This is a genomic window from Reichenbachiella faecimaris (assembly GCF_900176375.1).
In the GTDB taxonomy this organism is placed as follows: Bacteria; Bacteroidota; Bacteroidia; order Cytophagales; family Cyclobacteriaceae; genus Reichenbachiella; species Reichenbachiella faecimaris.
The window spans coordinates 1514427-1536300 of record NZ_FWYF01000001.1; the positions used below are offsets into that span (position 1 = coordinate 1514427).

Below are 21874 nucleotides of genomic sequence, written 5' to 3' on the forward strand. Positions count from 1 at the left end.
TTAGTTGCCGTCTTCTACAGACTCAGCTATTACTCTTATTTCGTCACTTTCTATTAATTCTATGATGTCGAGCAAAATGATCATTCCTTCCTCTTGTTTGATCAGACCTTTGATGAAAGTCTCATCCAATACCGTGTTACTCATAATGCCAGATGAACTCTCTATGATATCTCCTGGTACCTTGAGGGTGGTAGGCACTTCACTTACTAAAATACCTGCCTTAAATCGTTCATTTTTGATCACCAACGTGAATGTTTTCTCAGATATTTCTTCTGACTTGAACAATTCAAACTTCTCCTCAAGATCCATGATCACCATTACTGCCCCTCTAATATTGGCCACTCCTTTCATGAATTTTGGAGCACGTGGTAATTTGGAGACTTGTGGTGCGGGTACTATTTCCTTTACTTTATCTATTTCGAGTGCATACCTCTCTCCTCCCAATTTGAACACAATAAGCTGAACACTTTTTCCTCGTAATTTCAAAATATCCTGATCGTATTTAGCCTTCAGTCTATTTCGTTCCTCCATTTCTTCCTTTGTAAGAAAGTTGGCAGGAAGAACCCTTTTGGCTTTGGCCAGTTGTGGGTTTTCCTTGATATTTCCTACCACCTCAGAAGCAACTTCTATTTTTTCGATCTTGTGCTCCACTGCTGGACTTTTGGCTTTTTTCTCTGCTGTCTTTTTAGCTTTTGGTGCAACTTTTTTGGCTGGCGTAGTCGCTGGTTTCTTCTTAGCCTTCACAGTCTTTTCCTCCTTCTTTGGTTTTGAAGGGATCAACTTATCTTTCTTTACATTCTTACCTAAAGCCATCAACTCAAAATTTTAATCTTATTTCGCTTTTAATATTTCGTCGGCAAAAGCCATATAATCCTTTGCTCCATTAGAAGTTGGCGCATAGCTAATCAAGCTCTCTCCAAAAGATGGAGCCTCACTCGCCCGCACATTAGTCCTAATTCTGGAGTTAAAGATTTTGAAACTATAATTCTCTTCTATATGCTCAAAAATCTCTCTGCTCAATTTCCTTCTGCTGTCTACCATTACTGGTAGCAACCCCATGATTTGCAATTCTTCATTCAGCACTTCTTTGATCTGATCAATGGTTCTAATAATCTGATCTAGTCCCTGCAGACTCAGTACCTCCATTTGCAATGGCACAATCACGCGACTTGCCGCATTTAGTGCATTGATTGTCAACAAAGACAAGGAAGGCGGACAGTCAATCAAGATATAATCATAGCCCTTCACGTTAGCCAACACCTTTTTGAGAATGGATTCTCTGGCCAACTCACCCGCTATGTTGATTTCCACATCTGCAAGGTCTATTTCTGCAGGAGCTACATCCAATCCTTCCCTTGAAATCAGAATATCCTGAAAATCGACCTCTCCTAATATCACCTGGCCAATGGATTTTTCAATCTCTAAAATGCCAAGTGAATAGCTCATATTGCCTTGAGCATCCAAATCCACAAGCAATACCTTTTTTCCTTTTTTAGCTAAAGCGCATCCAAGATTCACCGTGGTGGTGGTCTTACCTGTCCCGCCTTTTTGATTCACTATGGCAATAACTTTAGTCATTCAACTGATTCGTTTTTCGTGATAAAACAAACTTACTTATCCCACTTTTTAAGTCTTCTGCCACCTTGGCCAGCTGCTGTGATTTTTCTGTATATCCCATCATGCCAGATGACAGCTCCGTAGCTGAACTTGCCACTTGCTCTGTACCAGCTGCTGTTTCTTCTGCAATCACTACTACATTTTCAGTAATGGCTACCACAGCATTGATGTCCTTTACCTGAAGTTTGGTGGCTTCCAGTATTTCCTGTGAGTGTCGGAAAGTTCTGTCCGAAGTGTCAGATATTTCTTTAAATACCTCTGATGCTTCTTTTGAAGCCTGCTCTCCATTTTTCACACTCTCACTCATGATTCCGATTACCTTGGCGGCTTCGGTCGTGTCGGTCTGTACGTCATTCACAAGCTTTTCAATCTCCTTAGCAGAGTTTCTGGAATCTTCTGCTAATTTTCTGATTTCTTCTGCTACTACAGCAAATCCGCGGCCCGCGTCTCCAGCCTGTGCGGCCTCTATGGCGGCATTCAATGCCAATAAGTTCGTTTGAGAAGCGATTTCAGTGATCACACTCAATACTCTGGTGATTTCGGCTGATCGCTCTGTGAGCACCTGAATGGATTGATGTGTCTTAGCAGAGTACTCAGAAATATCTACCATATTGAAAACTACCTTGTTTACCATGCCCATACCCTTTTCGCTACTTGCTACTCCAAGTTTGGCGGCTTCATTGATGGTCTCTGCTCGTTCGCCCATCTCGTTGGATGATTTCAAAATTCCTTCTACCAAGTTTGATGACTCGTCGACTTTGGTTACCTGCATTTGTGCCCCATTGCTCATCTCAGAAATAGCAGATGCGATCTCTTTGGTATTAGTATTCATCTCTTCGCTCACCACACTCATTTCGGCAGATGATTCATCCACAAAATTCGCATTCTTTGAGATGCTTTGTAATAAGTCAGTTAAGCTGTCAAGCGCCTTATTCAGATTGCTTGAAAGCCTGGCCATGTCTCCATTGGCATGCTCACTAAATCGCTGGGTCAGATCTCCTTCTGCCATGGCATTGACTATGGCGTTCACAGCCATCACAGGTGTGGCCACAGACTGCAAGAGATTATTCACTGATTCACTCAAGTCCTTCCACCCTCCATGTTTTCCGTCTGTTTGAATTCGTGCGGCAAGATTACCAGCTGTACCTGCCTCCTCGACTACTCCTTTCACGTCGTCCAACACGTTTTTCAAATTGTTTCGCATCTTTAGCAGTGAATGGCCAAGCACATCTTGCTCACTTGAAACTTGAAAATCAGAGTCCAGATTACCCTCTCCAATTTCTTTGGAAAACGTTGCCTTTTTGCTCAACTCATCTACTAGGACATTTACTGAACTTGCCATCTCACCCAATTCGTCAGTGGAGTTGATAACTAATTTTTTGTTTTGATCCAGCTCGCCATGTGCTAAATCCTTTAATAAGTCATTTGACTGTTCAATGGATGAAATTATTTGGTTAGCAATCCTCCAAATTACAATTGAAAGTAAAGCCAAACCAACAAGTCCTACGATGATAGATATTCGAAAGGTCGCATTGAATGACTTGGTGATTTCAGAAACAGGCACCACCATCCCTACTGCCCAGGGCGTAGTGGACCTCCCAACAGGAATTGGTGCAATTGACACATAGACCTCCTCACTGTAAGTGGAATCGAAACTATTGAATGACGCGAAAGAGCCTGTTCGTATGGCTTCTTTCATATCAAGATCTCCGTTTAATCCCAGCGTATCCACCAGATGACTCCGTATCTCTTTATTTGGATGCGCCACAATGGCTCCATTGTTTGATACTAGAAATGCGTACCCTCTATCAAAATCATCAAACATGGTCATGTTTTCATAATCCTCAAGAGAAAGGTCAGAGCCAATCAATCCTGCAAACTTACCATTGATGAGAATGGATGCATTCTGCGAAATTCCAAGCACTTGAGTCTTTATTCCTCTGTCGTAATTATCATAGAAATACGGCTCTGTAATTCCTTCATCCTTACTTACTTTATGACGGTAATAGATTCCGTTGAGATCATCTCCTTCCAGATTGACAAAGTCGATGTTTTCGAGTAACTCACCATCTTTGAAGTAGTAGGTGAATCGTTGTCGGCCGTGCGACTCCGTCCATGCTGGATCAATGGTCTCAAGCTCCCAGCTCAACCAAGTACCATCATAATCAGGGTAGCTCTCCAGCACATTCACCAAAAGTTCTTTTTGTAATTGTTCTCTTTGCTCTTTTGGCATGAAGGCATAACTTTTAATTATGTCGGCCATGGATCGTGAAACGGCAACCCCTTCGTCTAGCTTTGCCTTGATATCATTTGCTTTTTGTAGCGCCAGGGAGTTGGCTAATTTTTTAGCCTCAACAATTGCATTTTGTCTTAAGGTAATACTCACATAGCTGAACGTAACCACATATATAACAAGGGAAATCCCCAATATGAAGAGCATCATTTTTTTCCTTATGGCAATCTTTTTAAACATTTAAGTTTGTATTAACTGTTTGATAAAATAAATTTCTTTAACCTTTCCTTGAGCTGATTCGCTACATCAGCCAATTTTTGAGATTTCTCAGTATATCCTGTCATCCCAGAGGAAAGCTCTGTGGCAGAACTGGCTACCTGCTCGGTTCCTGCAGCTGTCTCCTCTGCGATCACTACTACATTCTCAGTGATTGTCACCACTGCATTTATGTCTTTGACCTGAAGTTTAGTCGCCTGAAGTATTTCTTGAGAATGGCTGAATGTTTTGTCTGATGTCTCTGCAATTTCCTTAAAAACCTCAGATGCCTCTTTGGAAGCTTGCTCGCCATTCTTCACGCTACTTCCCATGATCTGAATCACTTTGGCTGCTTCTTTGGTATCTGTCTGCACATCATTTACCAGCTTTTCTATCTCCTTAGCCGAATTTCTTGAGTCCTCTGCGAGCTTGCGAATTTCTTCCGCCACTACTGCAAATCCACGACCTGCATCACCTGCCTGAGCAGCTTCAATGGCTGCATTGAGGGCTAACAAATTTGTCTGTGACGCGATTTCGGTAATGACTCCAAGTACCCGTGTAATCTCAGCTGACCTTTCTGTCAGTATGTTTATCGAGTCTTGTGTTTTGGTTGAATATTCTGAAATATCAACCATATTGAACACTACTTTATTGACCATTTCCAAGCCTTTTTCGCTACTACTCACTCCGCGTTTGGCAGCTTCATTGATAGTCTCGGCCCTTTCACCCATTTCATTTGATGACTTAAGTATTCCCTCTACCAGATTGGAAGATTCATCTACCTTACTCACTTGGGTTTGCGCGCCATTGCTCATTTCTGAAATGGCTGATGCTATTTCTCTGGTATTGGTATTCATCTCCTCACTTACTACTCTCATTTCAGCAGAAGATTCATCTATTACGTCTGCATTTTCTGCAATGCTCTGCAATAGTTCATTTAAGTTATTAAGCGCCTTATTTAAGTTGTTGGAAAGTCGAGCCAAATCCCCATGAGCTTCAGTCGAGAATCTTTGGGACAAATCTCCCTCTGCCATAGCGTTGACAATAGAATTGACTGCCATTACAGGCAAAGAGACAGAATTAAGAAGATTGTTAACTGCCTCACTAAGGTCTTTCCAACCACCCTGCTTACCTGCAGTTTCTATTCTGGCACTTAGATCTCCTTCATCTCCTGCCTTGCTCACCACGCTCTTCGTCTCGTCGAGTACATTTTTTAGATTATCTCTCATTTTGAGTAACGACAGACCTAAACTGTCCTGATCACTCGCCACCACAAAATCTGAATCTAAATTTCCTCTACCCACTTCAATTGAAAAAACTGCTTTTTTGTTCAATTCATCCACCAGTACATTGACTGAACTAGCCATCTGGCCTAACTCATCACTTGATTTGACTGATAGTTTCTTGTTTTGATCTAAGTTTCCAAGAGCCAAATTCTTGAGTAGTTCATTTGAATCTTCTATGGACGATGTGATGTTGTTTGAAATTCTTAAGATCACCATGGACAAGAGTAACAAGCCTATAATACCAACTATTATTGTAATCTGAAGGGTCGCGTTAAAAGGTGCTGTAATCTCAGATACTGGCACAATGGTGGCAGCAGACCACGGATAACTTGATTTGCCAATTTGCACTGGAGCAAATGAGATATAAACTTCTTCACCAAAAGATTCATCATAAACGCTATAGGAGAAGTGCTCGCCATTTTGAATTTTTTCTTTGGCTTCTTCCAGATCAATTGCTTTAGTAAAGCTTAAGGTATCCATTGAATAACTGTAAAAACCAGGATTCTGATGAGCAATGACTATTCCTTGATTTGATAGAAGAAAGGCATAGCCCTTTTTAAAAAAGCTAACTTCAGACATGGCTTGAAAATCACTGAGTGTCATATCTGTACCAATAACACCCGCAAACTTCCCATCTATCTCAATGGTAGCTTCAGGGGATACACCTAGGATTGAATCTCTATTGTTTGAACCATAGTCATAGTCGAGATACCAGTATGGCTCTGTTAACATTTCGGATTGATCACGATTGACTTTGAGGTGCGTGTAGCCTCCACTTTCCGGATCCTTATCAAGGTTGGCAAGTTCTCGAGAGTGGTTCACTTTTCCATCACGCATATAATAGTTCACTCTCTCTCTCCCATTTAGCTTATCCCATCCTGGCTCAATAGCCCACAAATCCCAACTCATCCATATTGCATCGTATTTAGGATAAGCCTTCAAAATACTAATCATCAAATCACCACGTAAGCTATCTCTTTGGGCTTTGGGCTTCAAAGTGAAATCTTTTACGATAGCAGCCATATCTCTCGCTACCGCCATATCTTCATTGAGTATGGACTTTATTTCATTCGCTTTTTGCGAAGAAAAAGTATCCGCCAAGCGCTGCGCCTCCACTATGGCCTTTTCCCTTAAGCTAAGACCAATATATCCTAAAGTAATCAGGTAAATAAGAACCGTGATCCCTAAGATAAAAACCATCATCTTTTTCCTAACCGTTATATTCTTTATCATTTCGACTCCTTAGGTTGTTAGTTAATTTACCACTAAACATCCAGCATAATACCTGGATGCCTTTCTTTTAATTCTGTTAAATAGTCACTCCTTTTAGCCTTATCTTCCTCGATTTCATTTTGGATGACTAATAGTCCCCACTCCTCAAATTCAGGGATTAGAATAGGCACCTTACGGATAAACCAGTACTTGATCTCGCCATGAAGTTTTACCTTTTCTAAACTCAACACTGGCGTCCTGCTTGCTACCAGCTTCTCTTCAATTTCTTTTACTTTCTCAGCAAAATCACGGTCGTAGAAATCGAAGTTGGTCTTTCCTATGATTTCGCTTACGGGTCGCCCAAAATCTTCTGCGACAGCATTGTTGGCTAAATAGATTTTTCCAAGATGATTCACAAGAGCAATCTTATAATCTACCAAATTCAAGATATCACCAAAAAGGTCATTTTGTTTTTTAATTAATTCGAGATGTTCATGAATCTGTTGCTGACGAATTTCACCCTCACGCTTTGTGGCTTCCTTGATATCAGTAATATCTCTTGTGATCCCATAGGTACCAATGATATTACCTTCCAGATCTCTAAGTGGTAACTTGGTAGTAGACACATAAATAGTAGTACCATCTTTTCTATCTACTTTTTCTTCCACATTGAGTATAGGTTCTCCTGTACTAATAATTTTCTGCTCATCCTCGTAAGCCCTTTGAGCATGCTCACCAAAAAAGTCAAAATCACTTTTACCTACCAATTCGTTAGTTGATAGAGCACCTAACTGCTTAACATGTGAGGAGCTGTTGCGCAAGAATTTGCTTTCCAAATCCTTAAAATAAATGGTGTCAGGCATATAATCAAGCAAGGCGTCGAGCAGCATCTTTTCATGCTCAAACGCCTCACGCATCTTGAATATAGCATTGTTGTCGCTGGCATTGCCAGACAGCTTTACCATGCTTACGCCATCTTTTAGGGTCTCAGCTACTACAGCCAGACTTTGGGTTTTTTCATTGAATAACTCCATGCCAGAGGATAGTTCTGTGGCAGAACTCGCCACTTGCTCTGTGCCAGCTGCTGTCTCTTCTGCTATCACTACAATGGACTCAGTCAATGAAACCACTTCATTTATATCTCCAATTTGTAATTTGGTATCATTAAGAATTTCTTCAGAATAACTCAGATTGGCTGTCGCTGAATCCAGTATTTGTTTAAAAACTTCAGAAGCTTCACTTGAAGCTTCGCTTCCATTTTTAACACTTGCATTCATGATTTCTATTACATCTGCAGCCTCTTTGGTATCTTTCTGCACGCCGCTTACTAAGAGTTCAATTTCTTTGGCAGAAGTTCTGGAGTCTTCAGCCAGTTTTCTGATTTCCTCTGCAACTACGGCAAATCCTCTACCTGCATCTCCAGCTTGAGCTGCTTCAATGGCGGCATTTAAAGCCAACAGATTGGTTTGTGATGCAATTTCTGTAATCACTCCAAGCACACGCGTGATTTCCTTGGATCTTTCAGTCAATACTTTAATGGAATCCTGAGTTTTTGAGGAATAAGCAGAAATGTCATCCATATTGAACACTACTTTGTTCATCATTTCTAAACCCTTTCCACTTCGTTCTTCAACAACCTTGGCTGCGTTATTGATCGTTTCGGCCTTGGTAGCCATTTCATTCGAAGAATTTAGAATCCCTTCTATCAGTGTAGAAGACTCATCTACTTTTGACACCTGATTTTGCGCTCCATTACTCATTTCGGCTATGGCTGAAGCAATTTCAGATGTATTGGTCCTCATCTCTTCTGTAGTCACGGTCATCTCGGAGGAGGCCTCATCTACAATTCCTGAGCTTTTTGATATCTGATGCAATAAACCATCTACATTATCCAGAGCCAGATTGAAGTTGTCTGCCATCTCTTTTATTTCGCCTTTTGCATCATCCGTGTATCTCTGGGTCAAGTCTCCATCTGCCATGGCTCTGATGATTCTATTGAGTACTATCAGTGGAGCAACAAAAGAACCCAATAGATTGTTTATAGAAGCACTGAGTTCTTGCCACGCGCCAGATTTGCCTTCTTCTACCACTCGTGTATTGAAATTACCATCTTGAGCAGCATCTCTGATTACCTCATTGGTTTCGTGAATGACCGTTTGCAGATTATCTCGCATCTTCATCAAGGATAATCCCAGCACATCGTGTTCACTTGACGGTTCAAATGGTGCATCCAGGTTGCCCTCTCCTATTTCTTGAGAAAAATCTGCTTTATTGCTTAGCTGGGTCAATAGCTGATTGAGTGAGCCTTGCATCTCTCCAATCTCATCACCTGTTTCAATTTGAAGATACAATGACCGATCAAGATTGCCATGGGACAGTTCCTTCATGGCTTGGTTTGTGGCCTTTATCCGATTGGTAAAGCGGCCAGATATGTTCCATATAATAAAACTCATCAAAATGAAGCCTACAATGCCAGCAGATAGCAGAAAGTTGAAAGCTATAGAGAAAGTATTGCTGATTCCACTCAAGGGGAGTACTGTAACCACAGACCATGGCAGAGAAGCTCTATTCAAAGCAATAGGGGCGAAAGAAACATATATATTCTCTCCTAAGTCTTCATCATAGGTTATATAAGAAGTAAACTCACCTGACTTAATTTTCGATAACACGTCAAATTCCTCTCGGAAATATGATAACCCATCCACTGATTTTGCTGCAGTTAATTTGTCATTGTTGCTGGCTATCATACCACTATTGGCTACTAAAAATGAAAAACCATGTTCGTACTTAGAATTATCTATCACATCAGCATATTTCGAAATCGTATAGTCCGTTCCTATCAAACCAATAAATTTGCCATCCTTCATAATAGGGACACAAGGCGAAGTAATGAGGTAATCACTTGCCGCACCACTTTCATAATCTTCACTTAAATAAGGCTCTGCCATCTCTTCATTGAGATCTCCTTTCATTCTGTAATAATCACCAACTAAATTATTTCCATCAGTATCTATGGTTTCTATGGTCTCTCCAATTTTTCCATCTTTTCTGAAATATGTAATTCTTTGTCTACCATAAGGTAACGTCCAATCTGGATTGATGGCACTCAGCTCCCAATTCATCCAAATGGCATCGTATGATTGGTATTTTTTTAGAATGCTTGTCATCAATGATTTCTGCATTTCGTATCTTGTTTCTTCAGGCAAATCAGCATAATCACTTAAAATAATCGCCATGGATCTGGTGATAGACAAATCCTCCTGCATTCGGGAGTTTATGTCATTGGACTTTTGCACAGCATAAGAGTCTGCCAATTTGATAGACTCCGCCATGGATTCTTCATTTAATCTAATTCCGACATAGCTAAAAATAACAACATACAGGAGCGCAGTTGCTCCCATGATGTACAGCATCATTTTTTGCCTAATCTTTAATTTTCTCAATTTGTTCATGCTTCGTTCCGCTTATTATTCTTGGTCCTTATTGACCATCTCTAAGACGTCGATAAGGATAATCATTCTGTTGTCTTTCTTGACAACGCCATTAATAAAGCTCTGCTCACTATTAGTTTTTCTCATTACATCTGCAGTGCTGTCTATTTGGCTTTCTTTGATCATCAATGTTTCGGGTACTTGGCTGGAAGCCACAGCTACCTTCACATCCTCACTTTTGATCACGATCACATATTTGATATGATCTGTTTCATGTTCTTTTTTCAGTCCAAATTTTCTTGCCAAATCTACTACCGCTAGCACATTGCCGCGAACGTTGGCCACTCCCAAAATATAAACTTTGGTTTGTGGGACTGGAGAAATTGGCGGGACGGGTACTACTTCTTTGATCTGGCCTATCTCAAAAGCATATTCCTCTTTTCCCACTGGAAACACAACCAACATCCTGCTATTCTCTTCGACTTGCTGTACTGTGTCCAAGTCATAATTCAATTGATTCAATGACTGGGTTGTATCCTTAGTTTCTTCTTTTGATGACGTTTGTATCTCATCTTTTGGGGTTTCAATGACAGTCTGATCTTCTAATGGCTTTTTCTTAGCCGGGACGTCCTTCTTTTTAGATGGTTCGTCTTTGCTACCCTTTTTTAAATTTTTACCTATTGCCATTTTACTTTTCCATCAATTTTTTTCAACTCTTGATTTTTACTTTCTTTCCTAAAAGCGAACACCTACCAAACTTTTGTACTTATACTCATGAAGCAACTTGGCCTGCATAATCATTGGAAATTTATGCAGTTCTTCAAGTAACAGCTGAGTACTTAGCAATGCTGAATTACTTTCAGACTTCTTTGTACTGTCGTCAATCACATTGTTAGAAATAAAGTACAATTCCGAAACCTCAAACGTGTCAAACTGCAGGACATTGACATCAGGTTCAACCCCAGGGATCAGTGGAGAGATATTCCCAGAAAGTGTTTTGAATTCGCCATTTTTGCTGAATGAATACAAATTGTGATTAGCACCACCAAATAGCAAAGACTCATCTTGCTTGTCGTAGATCAATAGGGCAATGTCTACAGAACATATATTTTCGTCATACTTTTTTCCGAAAAATCGGTTTTGGATTCTTGTAGAAAGGGAAGTCAAAATTTCACTCGGATCGAAGATTCGATCTTTATACATCAGTTCCATGAGCGTAGCGCAAATGAAAGTATTCAAAGTCAAGGCATGAATTACCCCTGAATTTGTATTGAACGAGGTCATAAGTAATTTATCCGAAACCTCACCAAACCAATAGCCATTATGATTGACGCGGTTGTGCTCATATAACACGAAAGCATCTTCTACATACAATCTGAGTTCTTCTTGTCTGGGCAATAAGGATTCCCTAAGAGAAACGTTGAACTCGATGACCTGGTCCATGTTCACAGTGGACATCATGTTTTTACGAGCCTCTACTGACTTAATGATTTCCTTCTTAAGCTCTTGCTTAGTTGGTTTTATAGGTGCAACAGTCTCTTTTTTGACTTCAGGAGCAGGAGCAGGTTCTGGCTTTTCTTCCTCTGTTGGGTTTCTCAACTCCAGTGCTTTATCAAATTCTTCTTTTAGATCTTCTTGATTCCAGGGTTTTACCAAAAATCTATCTAGTCCTACTTCTCTATCAACCCTTATAATTTCGTCCTCATCACTAAAACCTGTCATAATCATGCGAACGATATTAGGATATTTGGGAACTATTTTGATCAACAATTCCACTCCAGTCATTCCTGGCATGCGCTGATCAGACATGATCAGATCGATTTGATTCTCTTCCAATATTTTGATCGCGTCAAAACCAGACTCGGCTGTGAAGACATTGTAATGTCTCTTGAAAGCACGCTGAAATATTCGCAAGTTGACTTCTTCATCATCTACGTATAGGATGTTGAATCTTTTTACTTCTTCGTCTTTATATGTTCTGTTTAGTATTCCTTCCACAATAAAATTAAGCTAAGGCTGGATCCATTGATTTATTTACCTTTCTGAGTTTCTTTGGGATCGTAATTACAAATTCTGTCCCCTTGCCCTCTTCACTCTCTACTGTAATCGTGCCGTTGTGTTTTTCTATAATGCCGTAGGTGATGGCTAAGCCCAATCCAGTCCCCTTTCCTACTTCTTTGGTTGTAAAAAATGGATCGAAAATTTTCTTTACCATGTCTTCAGACATGCCTTTTCCATTATCTCTTATGGAGATTTTGACATGGTCATCGTCTTGCTCTTCAGTCTTCACGTTGATTGTGCCCTTAAAATCAATGGCATCACAAGCATTGGCAATCAGATTTACAAGCGCCTGATTAAGTTGACCTGGCAGACACTTAATAGGCTTGATATTCGCATCCAAGTCTTTGAGTACTTTGGCCTTTTTCTTGTACTTTGGTTTTAGGATCACAATGGCATTTTCCACCACCTCATTGAGATCAGCTTCTTTGATTTCTACTTCGTCGTGACGAGCAAATACTCGAAGTCCATTCACTATTTCAGTAATTCGAGTCGTTCCATATTCTACATCATCCAGTGACTCATTGGTAGAGGTTTGCAAATCATTAAAATGATGATCGTCTTCTCGTTGGATTTTATAATACTTCTTAATTTCCTCCAAACTCTCCAACTCGCAAATCCGCTTGTAATTTTCAATAAATACATTGAGTTGTTTGAAATTGTCTTTCAAGGTATTGACCCCATTTGCCACAAAGTTGACAGGATTGTTGATTTCATGTGCTATACCAGCAGTCAATTGTCCTAAGGATGACATTTTTTCTGACTGCAACAAAAGGGCTTGTGTTTTCTCAAGTGTTTTGCTCGTCTCTTCGAGCTCCTCTCTTGCCGCTTGTTGTTCAGATAGTTTCTCCTTAATTTTCAAAAGTTCCTTATACTTGATGACCAGCTTATCATATTCTTTGGCGAATACAGCTTTCATTTCCTTTTTCTGGCCTATTGTTTTTTGATAGGCCTGCTGTATTTTTAACACATGCGCTTCCTTGCTCTTGAGCTGACGATGAAAGTCATTAAGCTGAATATCTTTCGAGAACGCCTCCTTTTTCAATGTGGATATATAATAGTATGCACCACCAGAAACACCAAGTAACAAGACAACCCAAACGATAGACAAAACAGAGGAAGAACCTTCTGCTGTGGATGCCGAAGTAGTTTCTTGGATTACAGACGAATCGACAATAGAAATATCAGTGGGAGATATTAAAGCATTAGCCTCCACTTGGGAGCTGATCAAATTGATGAATATTGTGATTATGGCTACAAAAAAAACAATCTCTCTTCTCATACTCTGTCTCCGACCGTTTGTATACTTGGTCTTGTTGAATGATCTTAAAATTTCTGGTCTAATTGGTTTTTTCTAATATACATGATTCTACAATTAAATGATAACTTTCAAATCATTTAGGATAGGATATATTCCCGAATACCCACATCCAAATTTCGAATTAGAAATCCTGATTACAAACCAAAAAATAAGAAAAGAAATAAAGTATGCCAGACTACGACGCTTGTCGCAATTGATCCTTGATTTTGAATACCTCTACAAACTTAAAGGGATGATTGTAGTGCTCGCTAATCTCGCGACCAACCTCAAGGATATTGGTTCTGTTTTTTTCGTAATACCATGTGATATTAAGCGGTCTTTTTTCTGAAGCCAATGAGATGAGTTTTTTCACCAAGATGTGAAGATACGTACTGGAATCTTCAATATGCTTTAGTGCAAAATTCACATTTATCTCTTGTAATTCCTGATTATCCAACGCAGGCAAATGGCTAAAAACATGCCCATAAAAACTCAGAGGATCATCTGGCATAGAATTGCCGCGAAGCTCCAGTTCACCATTCCCGGGTTTAAAGTTTACCGAAGGAGTGGTACCAGTAGGTCTTATGAAATATCCATCCATTGCCACAATTGAACTATTCTAAATCTCTATTTTATTAAAATGGTCTATAATTATTCTAAGATTCAATATTAGAGATTATTATACCACATTTCAATCCGTTTTTGTACCTATATTTTTTTTTAGGTAAAACCGCTTACCTTCTATAATTGGCTGATTCAGCACCAATAAAGCACGAGTCACTTTAATAAGATAGTGAATTTTCAAGGGAAATGAAAACCTTTGTCAAGCGATCAGAAAGGATGTGACCTATCCCAGACATATTGTACTAAATCTTTAAACGTCTTCTTTTCTAATCCTGATCGTGAGAATAAAGAAACAATGTTTTGCATCCAGCGGTTCGAAATAATACTCGTACTCCGTGCCTGTGCGTTTTTTGATGTCTATAAATCCCAAACCTGCACCTCCTTTTTCAGAAATAGTGGTGTTTTCCATGGTCGTCTTATGCAGGGATCTTAACTCTTCTTTGTCCAGCGAATTCACCCGATCCAAAATATCTCGAAGTCTCACAGCATTGTCAAGAGAAATCTGATTCCCTGTAGTCACATAATACTCATAGTCATTGTCACCAATCAAGAAAATACCATCTTTCGCCAAACCATCTTCTAGGCTATCTGATGCATACTCGGCAGTACTGTCTGCATGCTTACATATATTTTGCAGGGCTTCTATCATGACATGATACACGCGACGGGATACTTTTTTATCCTCCTTCTTATCGGTCATATCTTCTTCGGTCATTGCTGTGATACCGTTGATCGTGTTTTGCGTAATCTTACCGAGGTAGACAATATTCACATCAGAGCCCTCCATTAGATCTCTAAAGGCCACAATATTTTTGAGGTGGTTGAGTTGGTTGGTCTGCTTTTTTCTAAGATTATTCATGCGCCGTTTGATTCAATAAGGAGGGTTTTCAGCCCAATACACTGCCTAACGATAAATATAGAAATAAATTACCAAGCAGGTTTAGTATCAATTCTGAAAAATGGGTAGAAAAAATAAAACTACTCTGCTTTGGCTTTGATCTCCATCATTTTGCTGTAGATGTCAAGGCAAATCCATGCATCAGTTGCTGCATAACTAATCTGTGACTCAGTTAGCTCTTCATTTTCCCAATTAGAAACCTGCTGGCTCTTGGAAATTCTGTGATTCATAAACATGCCAGCATAATTTCTTGCTCCAATACTTTCAAATCCAAGCTTGGCTCCCAACTCATTGAGATCCACAAACCCATGGGGTTTGAATTTTCTCAGCTTTTGCAAATCTTTGATATCATCTCTTATACCAATGCCAACAATTTTGATTTTAGGGTCTTCAAACAAGCTCACAATATCTTCTGAAAGGCTAATTTTATTTAGCCTAAATAAGTAGGCCATGTTTGGCAGGGACAACTGCAACAGAGCCACTGGATAGGATTCGCCTTTTCTAAAGGCTGGTTTTGTTTCTGTATCGAAACCTAGTATGCTAGCTTTTTTGCAGGCTTCTACTGCTTCTTTTACTTGACTTTCATCGTCGATTATCTGACATTCCCCTTCATATTTCATCAGAGGAAGTTCGTTCACTTCCTGCTTCGTAATCTTTCTAATCTTCATTCAACTCTTGTTTTTTATCACTCAGTCGGCGGATTTTAATGTTTAAATATCCGAATAATATAGTCATAAATGGGCTAATGATATTAAAAAAGCAATAGGGGGCAAATGCCAACACCCCTACACCCAAGACACTTGAGTGGTAAGCTCCACAAGTATTCCATGGCACTAGCACGGATGTTACTGTGCCAGAATCTTCTAGTGTTCGACTTAGATTCTCAGGCGCTAAATCTTTCTCTTTATAAAGATCGGCATACATCCTACCTGGCACTACAATCGCCAAATATTGATCAGATGCGGTCGCATTAAAAAACAAGCAGGTACCTGCAGTGGATGCGATAAGTGCACCACTAGATTCTATTTTGTTCATGATGGCGCGAGCGATCACACGAAGCATCCCTGCGCCTTCCATCACCCCACCAAACATCATGGCTGACATGATGAGCCAAATGGTATTGAGCATTTTAAACATCCCTCCAGAACTTAAGAGTTCATTCACCATTTCGTTGGAGGTAGTCACACCCACATGGCCATAAAGCGCTTTCATTACACCTACAAACATGGTCTTCCAATATTCTCCAGAATACCCTGATACTTCAACAATTACTTCTCTTTGAAAAATCAAAGCAAATACAACCCCAAGAAGTGTACCTATCAGCAAAGCTGGAAATGCGGGTACTTTTTTTACAATAAGAATGATAACCACAATTGGGACAATAAACAGCCATCCAGAAATATGAAATTTTGATGAAATAGCAGACAACACTTCGCCAGTATTTACACTGGTTTCGGGTGCAGTGTTGAAAAATCCCATGACTAGAAAAATAATCAAGGTAATTGAGATAGAAGGAAAAGTGGTGTATGCCATATATCGTATATGGGTAAACAAATCTGTTCCTGCCATAGCTGGAGCCAAATTGGTGGTATCGGAAAGTGGTGACATTTTGTCCCCAAAATAGGCACCAGATAAAATCGCTCCTGCAACAATACCTTCATGAATACCCATGGCCTGACCAATACCAATCAATGCGATCCCAACTGTAGCTGCCGTAGTCCAAGAGCTGCCAGTAGCCATGGATACGATCGCACAAACTGCACATGCAGCAAATAAAAATATTGTTGGATTTAAAATTTGCAGACCATAATATATCATAGCTGGCACCACTCCACTGATCAACCAGCTACCAGCCAATGAGCCAATCATCAATAAAATTAAAATAGAACCCATAGCCGAGGTGATACTTTTGACCATAGATTTTTCAATGTCTTTCCATTGATACCCTAATCTCACTGCCATGATTGCGGCTACCATGGCTGACAATATCAACACAATCTGATTAGAACCGGACAATGCATCATCTCCAAAAATGGATACATTGATGGATAAAAAAACGATCAGAAATATAATGGGTATGAATGCCTCTAAAAGCGAAGGCTCTCTCTTCTCACTGCTTGTACTCATTCGCTAGCGCATTTTTGGTATTAAAAACTCGGAAGTTAAACATTTTTGTTCAACCAAAAAGCAGTGACTTGAAATTACCAATCAAAAAAAGACCGGAGGGTAATTTTGTATTAGTTGGAAAGATCTTTATATAAGCATCAAGCATTTTTCCTTCGAGTAATTTCTTTTTTTACTAAAGTAAATTCACGACTACTTTGACCAGAAATAGAAGTGTTCTCTTCCGCTCTTCTCATCAAGTACGGAAGCACTTTGGCCACAGGACCATAAGGAACATATTTAGCAACATTATAACCTTCATTGGCCAATGTATAGGATAGGTTATCACTCATTCCAAAAAGCTGCGCGAAATACACTTTAGGATCTGCCTTGGCTATCCCATGATGCTCCATGAGTTCTGCTGTCAGCTTGCAACTGTTCTCGTTGTGCGTACCCACACATAGATAGATGTCATTGATGTGCTCCAGGCAATAAGCTACTGCTGAATCGTAGTCCTTGTCTGATGCTGTTTTGTTTGGCTGGATCGGGTCTGTGTATCCTTTTTGCTCAGCCCTGTCTCTTTCTTTTTCCATATAGGCACCTCTCACCAATTTGGCTCCCACCTTGAAGTGCTTTTCCAAACCCAGCTGGTGAGCATTTTTCAGGTTCTGTAAAGAGGCTGTTCTGTACATTTGGTAAGTATTGAAAATGTATACCGTTTCCTTATTGTACTTTTCCATCATAGCATACACGACCTCATCTATGACATCCTGAATCCAGCTCTCTTCCGCATCAATAAAAAGATACTTTTTTACCTCAACTGCCTTGGCACAAATTTGATCTACTCTTTCCAAGAAAACTGAGTATCTGCTTTCCTCATCTGCAGTAAGTGCAGCATCACTTTGTTTTTTGGCCAGCAGGCTAAACTCCGTAAAGCCTGTCAGTTTCATTACACCTGTAGGAATATTAATAGTAGTAGCCGCCAATTCTAGTGATCGAATGATTTCATCTCTATTGGCATCAAATACTTTTTCGGAATCTTCTCCTTCTACAGAGTAATCAAGAATAGTCCGGATATGGGAAGCACCCAGTTTTTCTACTGTACCCTTAGAGTCTTCTAATGACTCACCTCCACAAAATTGAGCAAAGATGGTTTTCTTGATCATCCATTTGATTGGCAAATGGATTTTTAGTGCGAAAACAGTCATCCAAATCCCAATTCTCGCCATTACAGGATTGTTCATGGAGAGGAACAGGAAATGCATTCTTTTCAAATCAAAATCAGACTTGTCTGCGAATGCCACTTGGGTGTCATCGAAATTTATCATTGGTCAATAATTGTTGCTCATTTTTTGGACGGCAAATATATGCACGAATTCCATTTAAAAAGATACAAAAAAAGCGAGACCTTTTACAAAGTCTCGCTTCTATTACCTTAAACTTATATTATCTCAACTCACCCCAAGTTTCCTGTTCAACTTAGCAAAGAATAAATACATCACAGGAACAATAATCAATGTCAGGAAAGTTGCAAATGTCAATCCGAAAATAATCGTCCATGACATGGGTCCCCAAAAGGCCACATTATCTCCGCCCAAAAAGAAGTCTGCATCGTAAATAGAGAACAATTTCAAAAAGTCGATATTGATACCTACAGCTAATGGAATCAAGCCCAGAATAGTGGTGATGGCTGTCAACAATACGGGACGAAGTCTGGTAGATCCAGCGAGAATGATTGCATTGACAATTTCCTCAAATGGAAGCTTGTCCACTTCCAGTTCAGCACGTTTTCTGTTTCTACTCAACTCAATGAAATCGATGAGTACAATCGCGTTGTTCACTACGATTCCTGCCAGAGAGATGATACCAATCATGGTCATGATCACTACAAAGTTCATCTGAAAAATGACAAGCCCTAGAAATACTCCAATAGTACTCAAGACTACCGACATCATGATTATGATAGGTGCTGTGATTTTATTGAATTGTGAAACTATAATCAGGAAGATCATGAATACAGCAATCATGAGTGCCTTGCTCAAGAAAGCCATTTCTTTGGCTTGCTTTTCTTGCTCACCACCAAACTTATATTCATAGCCTGATGGGAGGTCAAAGCTGGTCAAAAGTTCTTTGATCTGGTCATTGATCTGAGTAGGGTTGTATCCGCCCACTACATTGGAGCTAATGGTAACCACCCGTTTCAAATCCTTTCTACGAACCGAACCATAAGTAGAACTCAGCTCGGCTTTTGCCACAGAATTGATTGGTATGCTGCGCATCTCACCACTGGTTTGATTCCTATATACTACGCTTTTGTTCATCAAAGCATCTATGTCATACCGATACTTTTCTTTGAGCCTTAGCTGTATCTCATAATCGTCTTCTCCCTCTTTATATTTAGAAATCTCTTTCCCAAACAAGGCAGTTCTTACTTCCATGGCAATGGATTGGGTAGAAAGCCCAAATCTTCTGGCTTTTTCACGATCAATATTCACGATCAATTCTGGCTTACCAGTCTCCAGATCCATTTTCAACTTTTCGATACCTTCAATACCTGAATTGTTGATATAACTTTTCATTCGTTCAGATACGTTGATCAAGGTCTCAAAGTGATCTCCTGAGATTTCTATACTAATTGGTTTTCCAGCTGGTGGGCCATCTGCATTTTGATCCACAGTGACCAATACGCCAGGATGTCCACGCATGGCATCTCTAAGGTCATTCAATGCATCTGCTGTGGACAGCCCTTCTCGGTCTTTGAACTCTTTAAAGTCTACGGTAATCCGCGCTTTGTTGGGCGTGGATTTTTGTCCAAATGCCGAAGAGTCATTAGGATCTGCAGTACCTTCTCCCACGTTGGCAATTACAGATTCAACAATGCTCATGTAAGGTTGGATCACCTCCATGACCTTGGCTTCTATTTGTTCGGCAAATGTGTTGGTAGTTTCTACATCTGTACCAATAGGATATTCGATAAATACATTGACATATTTAGGATCAGTTTTTGGGAAATACTCCACTTCAGGTGGAAATACAGCCATGAGCACAAAGGAGAAAAACAACATACCTACTGTGCCCCAGAAAAAGGCGTAAGGCCTCCATCCTGCCAATGCAAATTTTAATACTTTCCCATATATGGATTCTATCCAAGGCAAAAATACACTTTGAAACCTTCTCGACAATGGCACCAATATGTACACGTTTAGGACAGTAATGAGTGCTACCGCAAAAGCTAAATTGCTAAACACGGCAGATCCCATCACGAGAAACAACAAGCCCAGTGCTATAGACACACCTACAATAATGAAAATCTTGCGATCATTCCTTTTTACACCAGTATCCAATTTCATGAAAATTGAAATTAAAACCGGATTGATAACTAAAGCCACAAACAATGAAGAACCCAGCGTTACCATCAAGGTAATGGGTAAGTACTTCATGAATTCTCCCATCAGACCAGGCCAAAAAGCCAATGGTAAAAACGCAGCCAAAGTAGTCGCTGTAGAAGCTATGATTGGCAAAGCCACCTCTCCTACACCTTTCTTGGTAGCTTCAAAGGCTGACAGTCCTTCTTCTCTCATTCTATAGACATTTTCTACTACCACGATACCATTATCGACGAGCATTCCTAGCGCCATAATCAAGGAGAAGAGTACCATCATATTGATAGTGATACCAAAGGCACCTAAGATCAGGAAGGACATAAACATTGAAAGTGGAATGGCCACTCCTACAAAAAGTGCATTTCGAGAACCTAAAAAGAACAGTAGGACTATAACCACCAATATCACTCCTGAGATGATGTTATTTTCCAAGCTATCTACCATGTCGCGTGTTTGCTGCGACTGGTCATTGGTAATGGTAATTTCAAGATCATGGGGAAATACCTCTTTCTTGGCATGGTCTAAAATTGCATTGATTTTATCTGTAGCAATCAGCAAATTTTCTCCACTTCTTTTGATGACATCCACCATCACTACAGGCTTACCACCTAGTCGCGCATAATTTTGCTTCTCTTTGTAACCAAATTCTACTTCTGCAATATCTCCTAGGTAAACAATATTCCCTTTTTCATTCTTGATCACTACATCTAGCAAATCCTTTGGGTCTTCAAACTCTCCGACTACGCGAATCGAACGTCTGATATCCCCTTCTTTTAGATTCCCTCCAGAGAGGGTGATATTCTCGGCACGAACTGCATTTTCTATGTCTCCAAAATTGATCAAACGAGACTCCATTTGATAGGGATCCACATTGATACGCACTTCTTTTTCGTCTATGCCTCGAATTTCGACTTTTGAGATTTCAGTCAACTTCTCAATCTCATCTTCCAAATACTCCGCATAATCGTTGAGTTGTTGGATGCTATAGTCGCCTGATAAGTTGATATTCAAGACTGGGAATTCAGAGAAGTTCATTTCGAAAACGTTTGGATCTGTTTCCAAATCAGAAGGCAGCTCTGGCTTTGCCCTATCTACAGCATCTTTGACCTTGGTCAATGCATCTTCAATCTCAGTGTCTGGACTAAACTCTACGATTATGGTGGAATAATCCTGGACGGATGTAGATTTAATTTCATCTACATCTGAGATAGAATTCAACTCCTTTTCTATGGGTCTAGTAATCAGGTTTTCCATATCCACAGGCGAATTACCTGGGTGTGGAGTACCTATATAAACAACGGGCTGCTGTATCTCTGGAAAACTCTCCTTGGGAAGTGTGATATAAGTGGATATCCCCATGGTCACAATCAAGAAAGTAATCACCATCACAGTTGTCCTATTAGATATGGACAACGTGGTGAGCCCAAATTGCTTCTCTATTTTATTTTCATCTTGCTTTTTGTCAGCCATGATA

The 21874-nt window shown here is 39.9% G+C and carries 14 protein-coding genes; all 14 read right to left on the minus strand.

Annotation, left to right across the window (positions count from 1 at the left end; genetic code table 11):
• The 14 genes from B9A58_RS06300 to B9A58_RS06365 all read right to left on the minus strand — a co-directional run bounded on the left by B9A58_RS06300 (window position 1) and on the right by B9A58_RS06365 (window position 21870).
• Complete coding sequence (locus B9A58_RS06300) at window positions 1-813, minus strand: chemotaxis protein CheW (protein WP_084371555.1); 813 nt, start codon at window positions 811-813, stop codon at window positions 1-3.
• A gap of 18 nt (window positions 814-831) precedes the next feature.
• Window positions 832-1578 carry a ParA family protein gene (locus B9A58_RS06305; protein ID WP_084371556.1) on the minus strand — a complete coding sequence of 249 codons (747 nt, stop codon included), beginning with the start codon at window positions 1576-1578 and terminating at the stop codon, window positions 832-834.
• The gene (locus B9A58_RS06310; protein ID WP_084371557.1) at window positions 1571-4090 is read right to left on the minus strand and encodes a methyl-accepting chemotaxis protein; all 2520 of its coding nucleotides are present in this window, start codon (window positions 4088-4090) and stop codon (window positions 1571-1573) included. Before B9A58_RS06310 ends, B9A58_RS06305 begins: the two co-directional genes overlap by 8 nt.
• Window positions 4091-4101: 11 nt before the next feature.
• The gene (locus tag B9A58_RS06315; RefSeq protein WP_084371558.1) at window positions 4102-6624 is read right to left on the minus strand and encodes a methyl-accepting chemotaxis protein; all 2523 of its coding nucleotides are present in this window, start codon (window positions 6622-6624) and stop codon (window positions 4102-4104) included.
• Window positions 6625-6656: 32 nt separating this feature from the next.
• On the minus strand, window positions 6657-10055 hold the full coding sequence (locus B9A58_RS06320; protein ID WP_084371559.1) for a methyl-accepting chemotaxis protein: 3399 nt from the start codon (window positions 10053-10055) through the stop codon (window positions 6657-6659).
• 15 nt (window positions 10056-10070) lie between these two features.
• Window positions 10071-10721, minus strand: a complete 651-nt coding sequence (locus B9A58_RS06325; protein WP_084371560.1) for a chemotaxis protein CheW — start codon at window positions 10719-10721, stop codon at window positions 10071-10073.
• Between the two features lie 48 nt (window positions 10722-10769).
• Window positions 10770-12032, minus strand: coding sequence for a response regulator (locus tag B9A58_RS06330; protein ID WP_176214696.1), 1263 nt, complete (start codon window positions 12030-12032; stop codon window positions 10770-10772).
• Between the two features lie 7 nt (window positions 12033-12039).
• Window positions 12040-13374 (minus strand): sensor histidine kinase, encoded by a 1335-nt coding sequence (locus B9A58_RS06335; protein WP_084371562.1) that lies wholly within the window; start codon window positions 13372-13374, stop codon window positions 12040-12042.
• Window positions 13375-13588: 214 nt separating this feature from the next.
• Window positions 13589-13993 (minus strand): SiaC family regulatory phosphoprotein, encoded by a 405-nt coding sequence (locus tag B9A58_RS06340; protein WP_084371563.1) that lies wholly within the window; start codon window positions 13991-13993, stop codon window positions 13589-13591.
• 273 nt (window positions 13994-14266) lie between these two features.
• Complete coding sequence (locus B9A58_RS06345; RefSeq protein ID WP_084371564.1) at window positions 14267-14875, minus strand: SiaB family protein kinase; 609 nt, start codon at window positions 14873-14875, stop codon at window positions 14267-14269.
• Window positions 14876-14994: 119 nt separating this feature from the next.
• Window positions 14995-15582, minus strand: coding sequence for a 3'-5' exonuclease (locus B9A58_RS06350; RefSeq protein WP_084371565.1), 588 nt, complete (start codon window positions 15580-15582; stop codon window positions 14995-14997).
• Window positions 15572-17041, minus strand: a complete 1470-nt coding sequence (gene nhaC, locus B9A58_RS06355; RefSeq protein WP_084371566.1) for a Na+/H+ antiporter NhaC — start codon at window positions 17039-17041, stop codon at window positions 15572-15574. Before nhaC ends, B9A58_RS06350 begins: the two co-directional genes overlap by 11 nt.
• Window positions 17042-17178: 137 nt before the next feature.
• The gene (locus tag B9A58_RS06360) at window positions 17179-18345 is read right to left on the minus strand and encodes a proline dehydrogenase family protein (RefSeq protein ID WP_084371567.1); all 1167 of its coding nucleotides are present in this window, start codon (window positions 18343-18345) and stop codon (window positions 17179-17181) included.
• 123 nt (window positions 18346-18468) lie between these two features.
• Window positions 18469-21870 carry an efflux RND transporter permease subunit gene (locus tag B9A58_RS06365; RefSeq protein WP_084371568.1) on the minus strand — a complete coding sequence of 1134 codons (3402 nt, stop codon included), beginning with the start codon at window positions 21868-21870 and terminating at the stop codon, window positions 18469-18471.
• Window positions 21871-21874 lie beyond the last annotated feature (4 nt).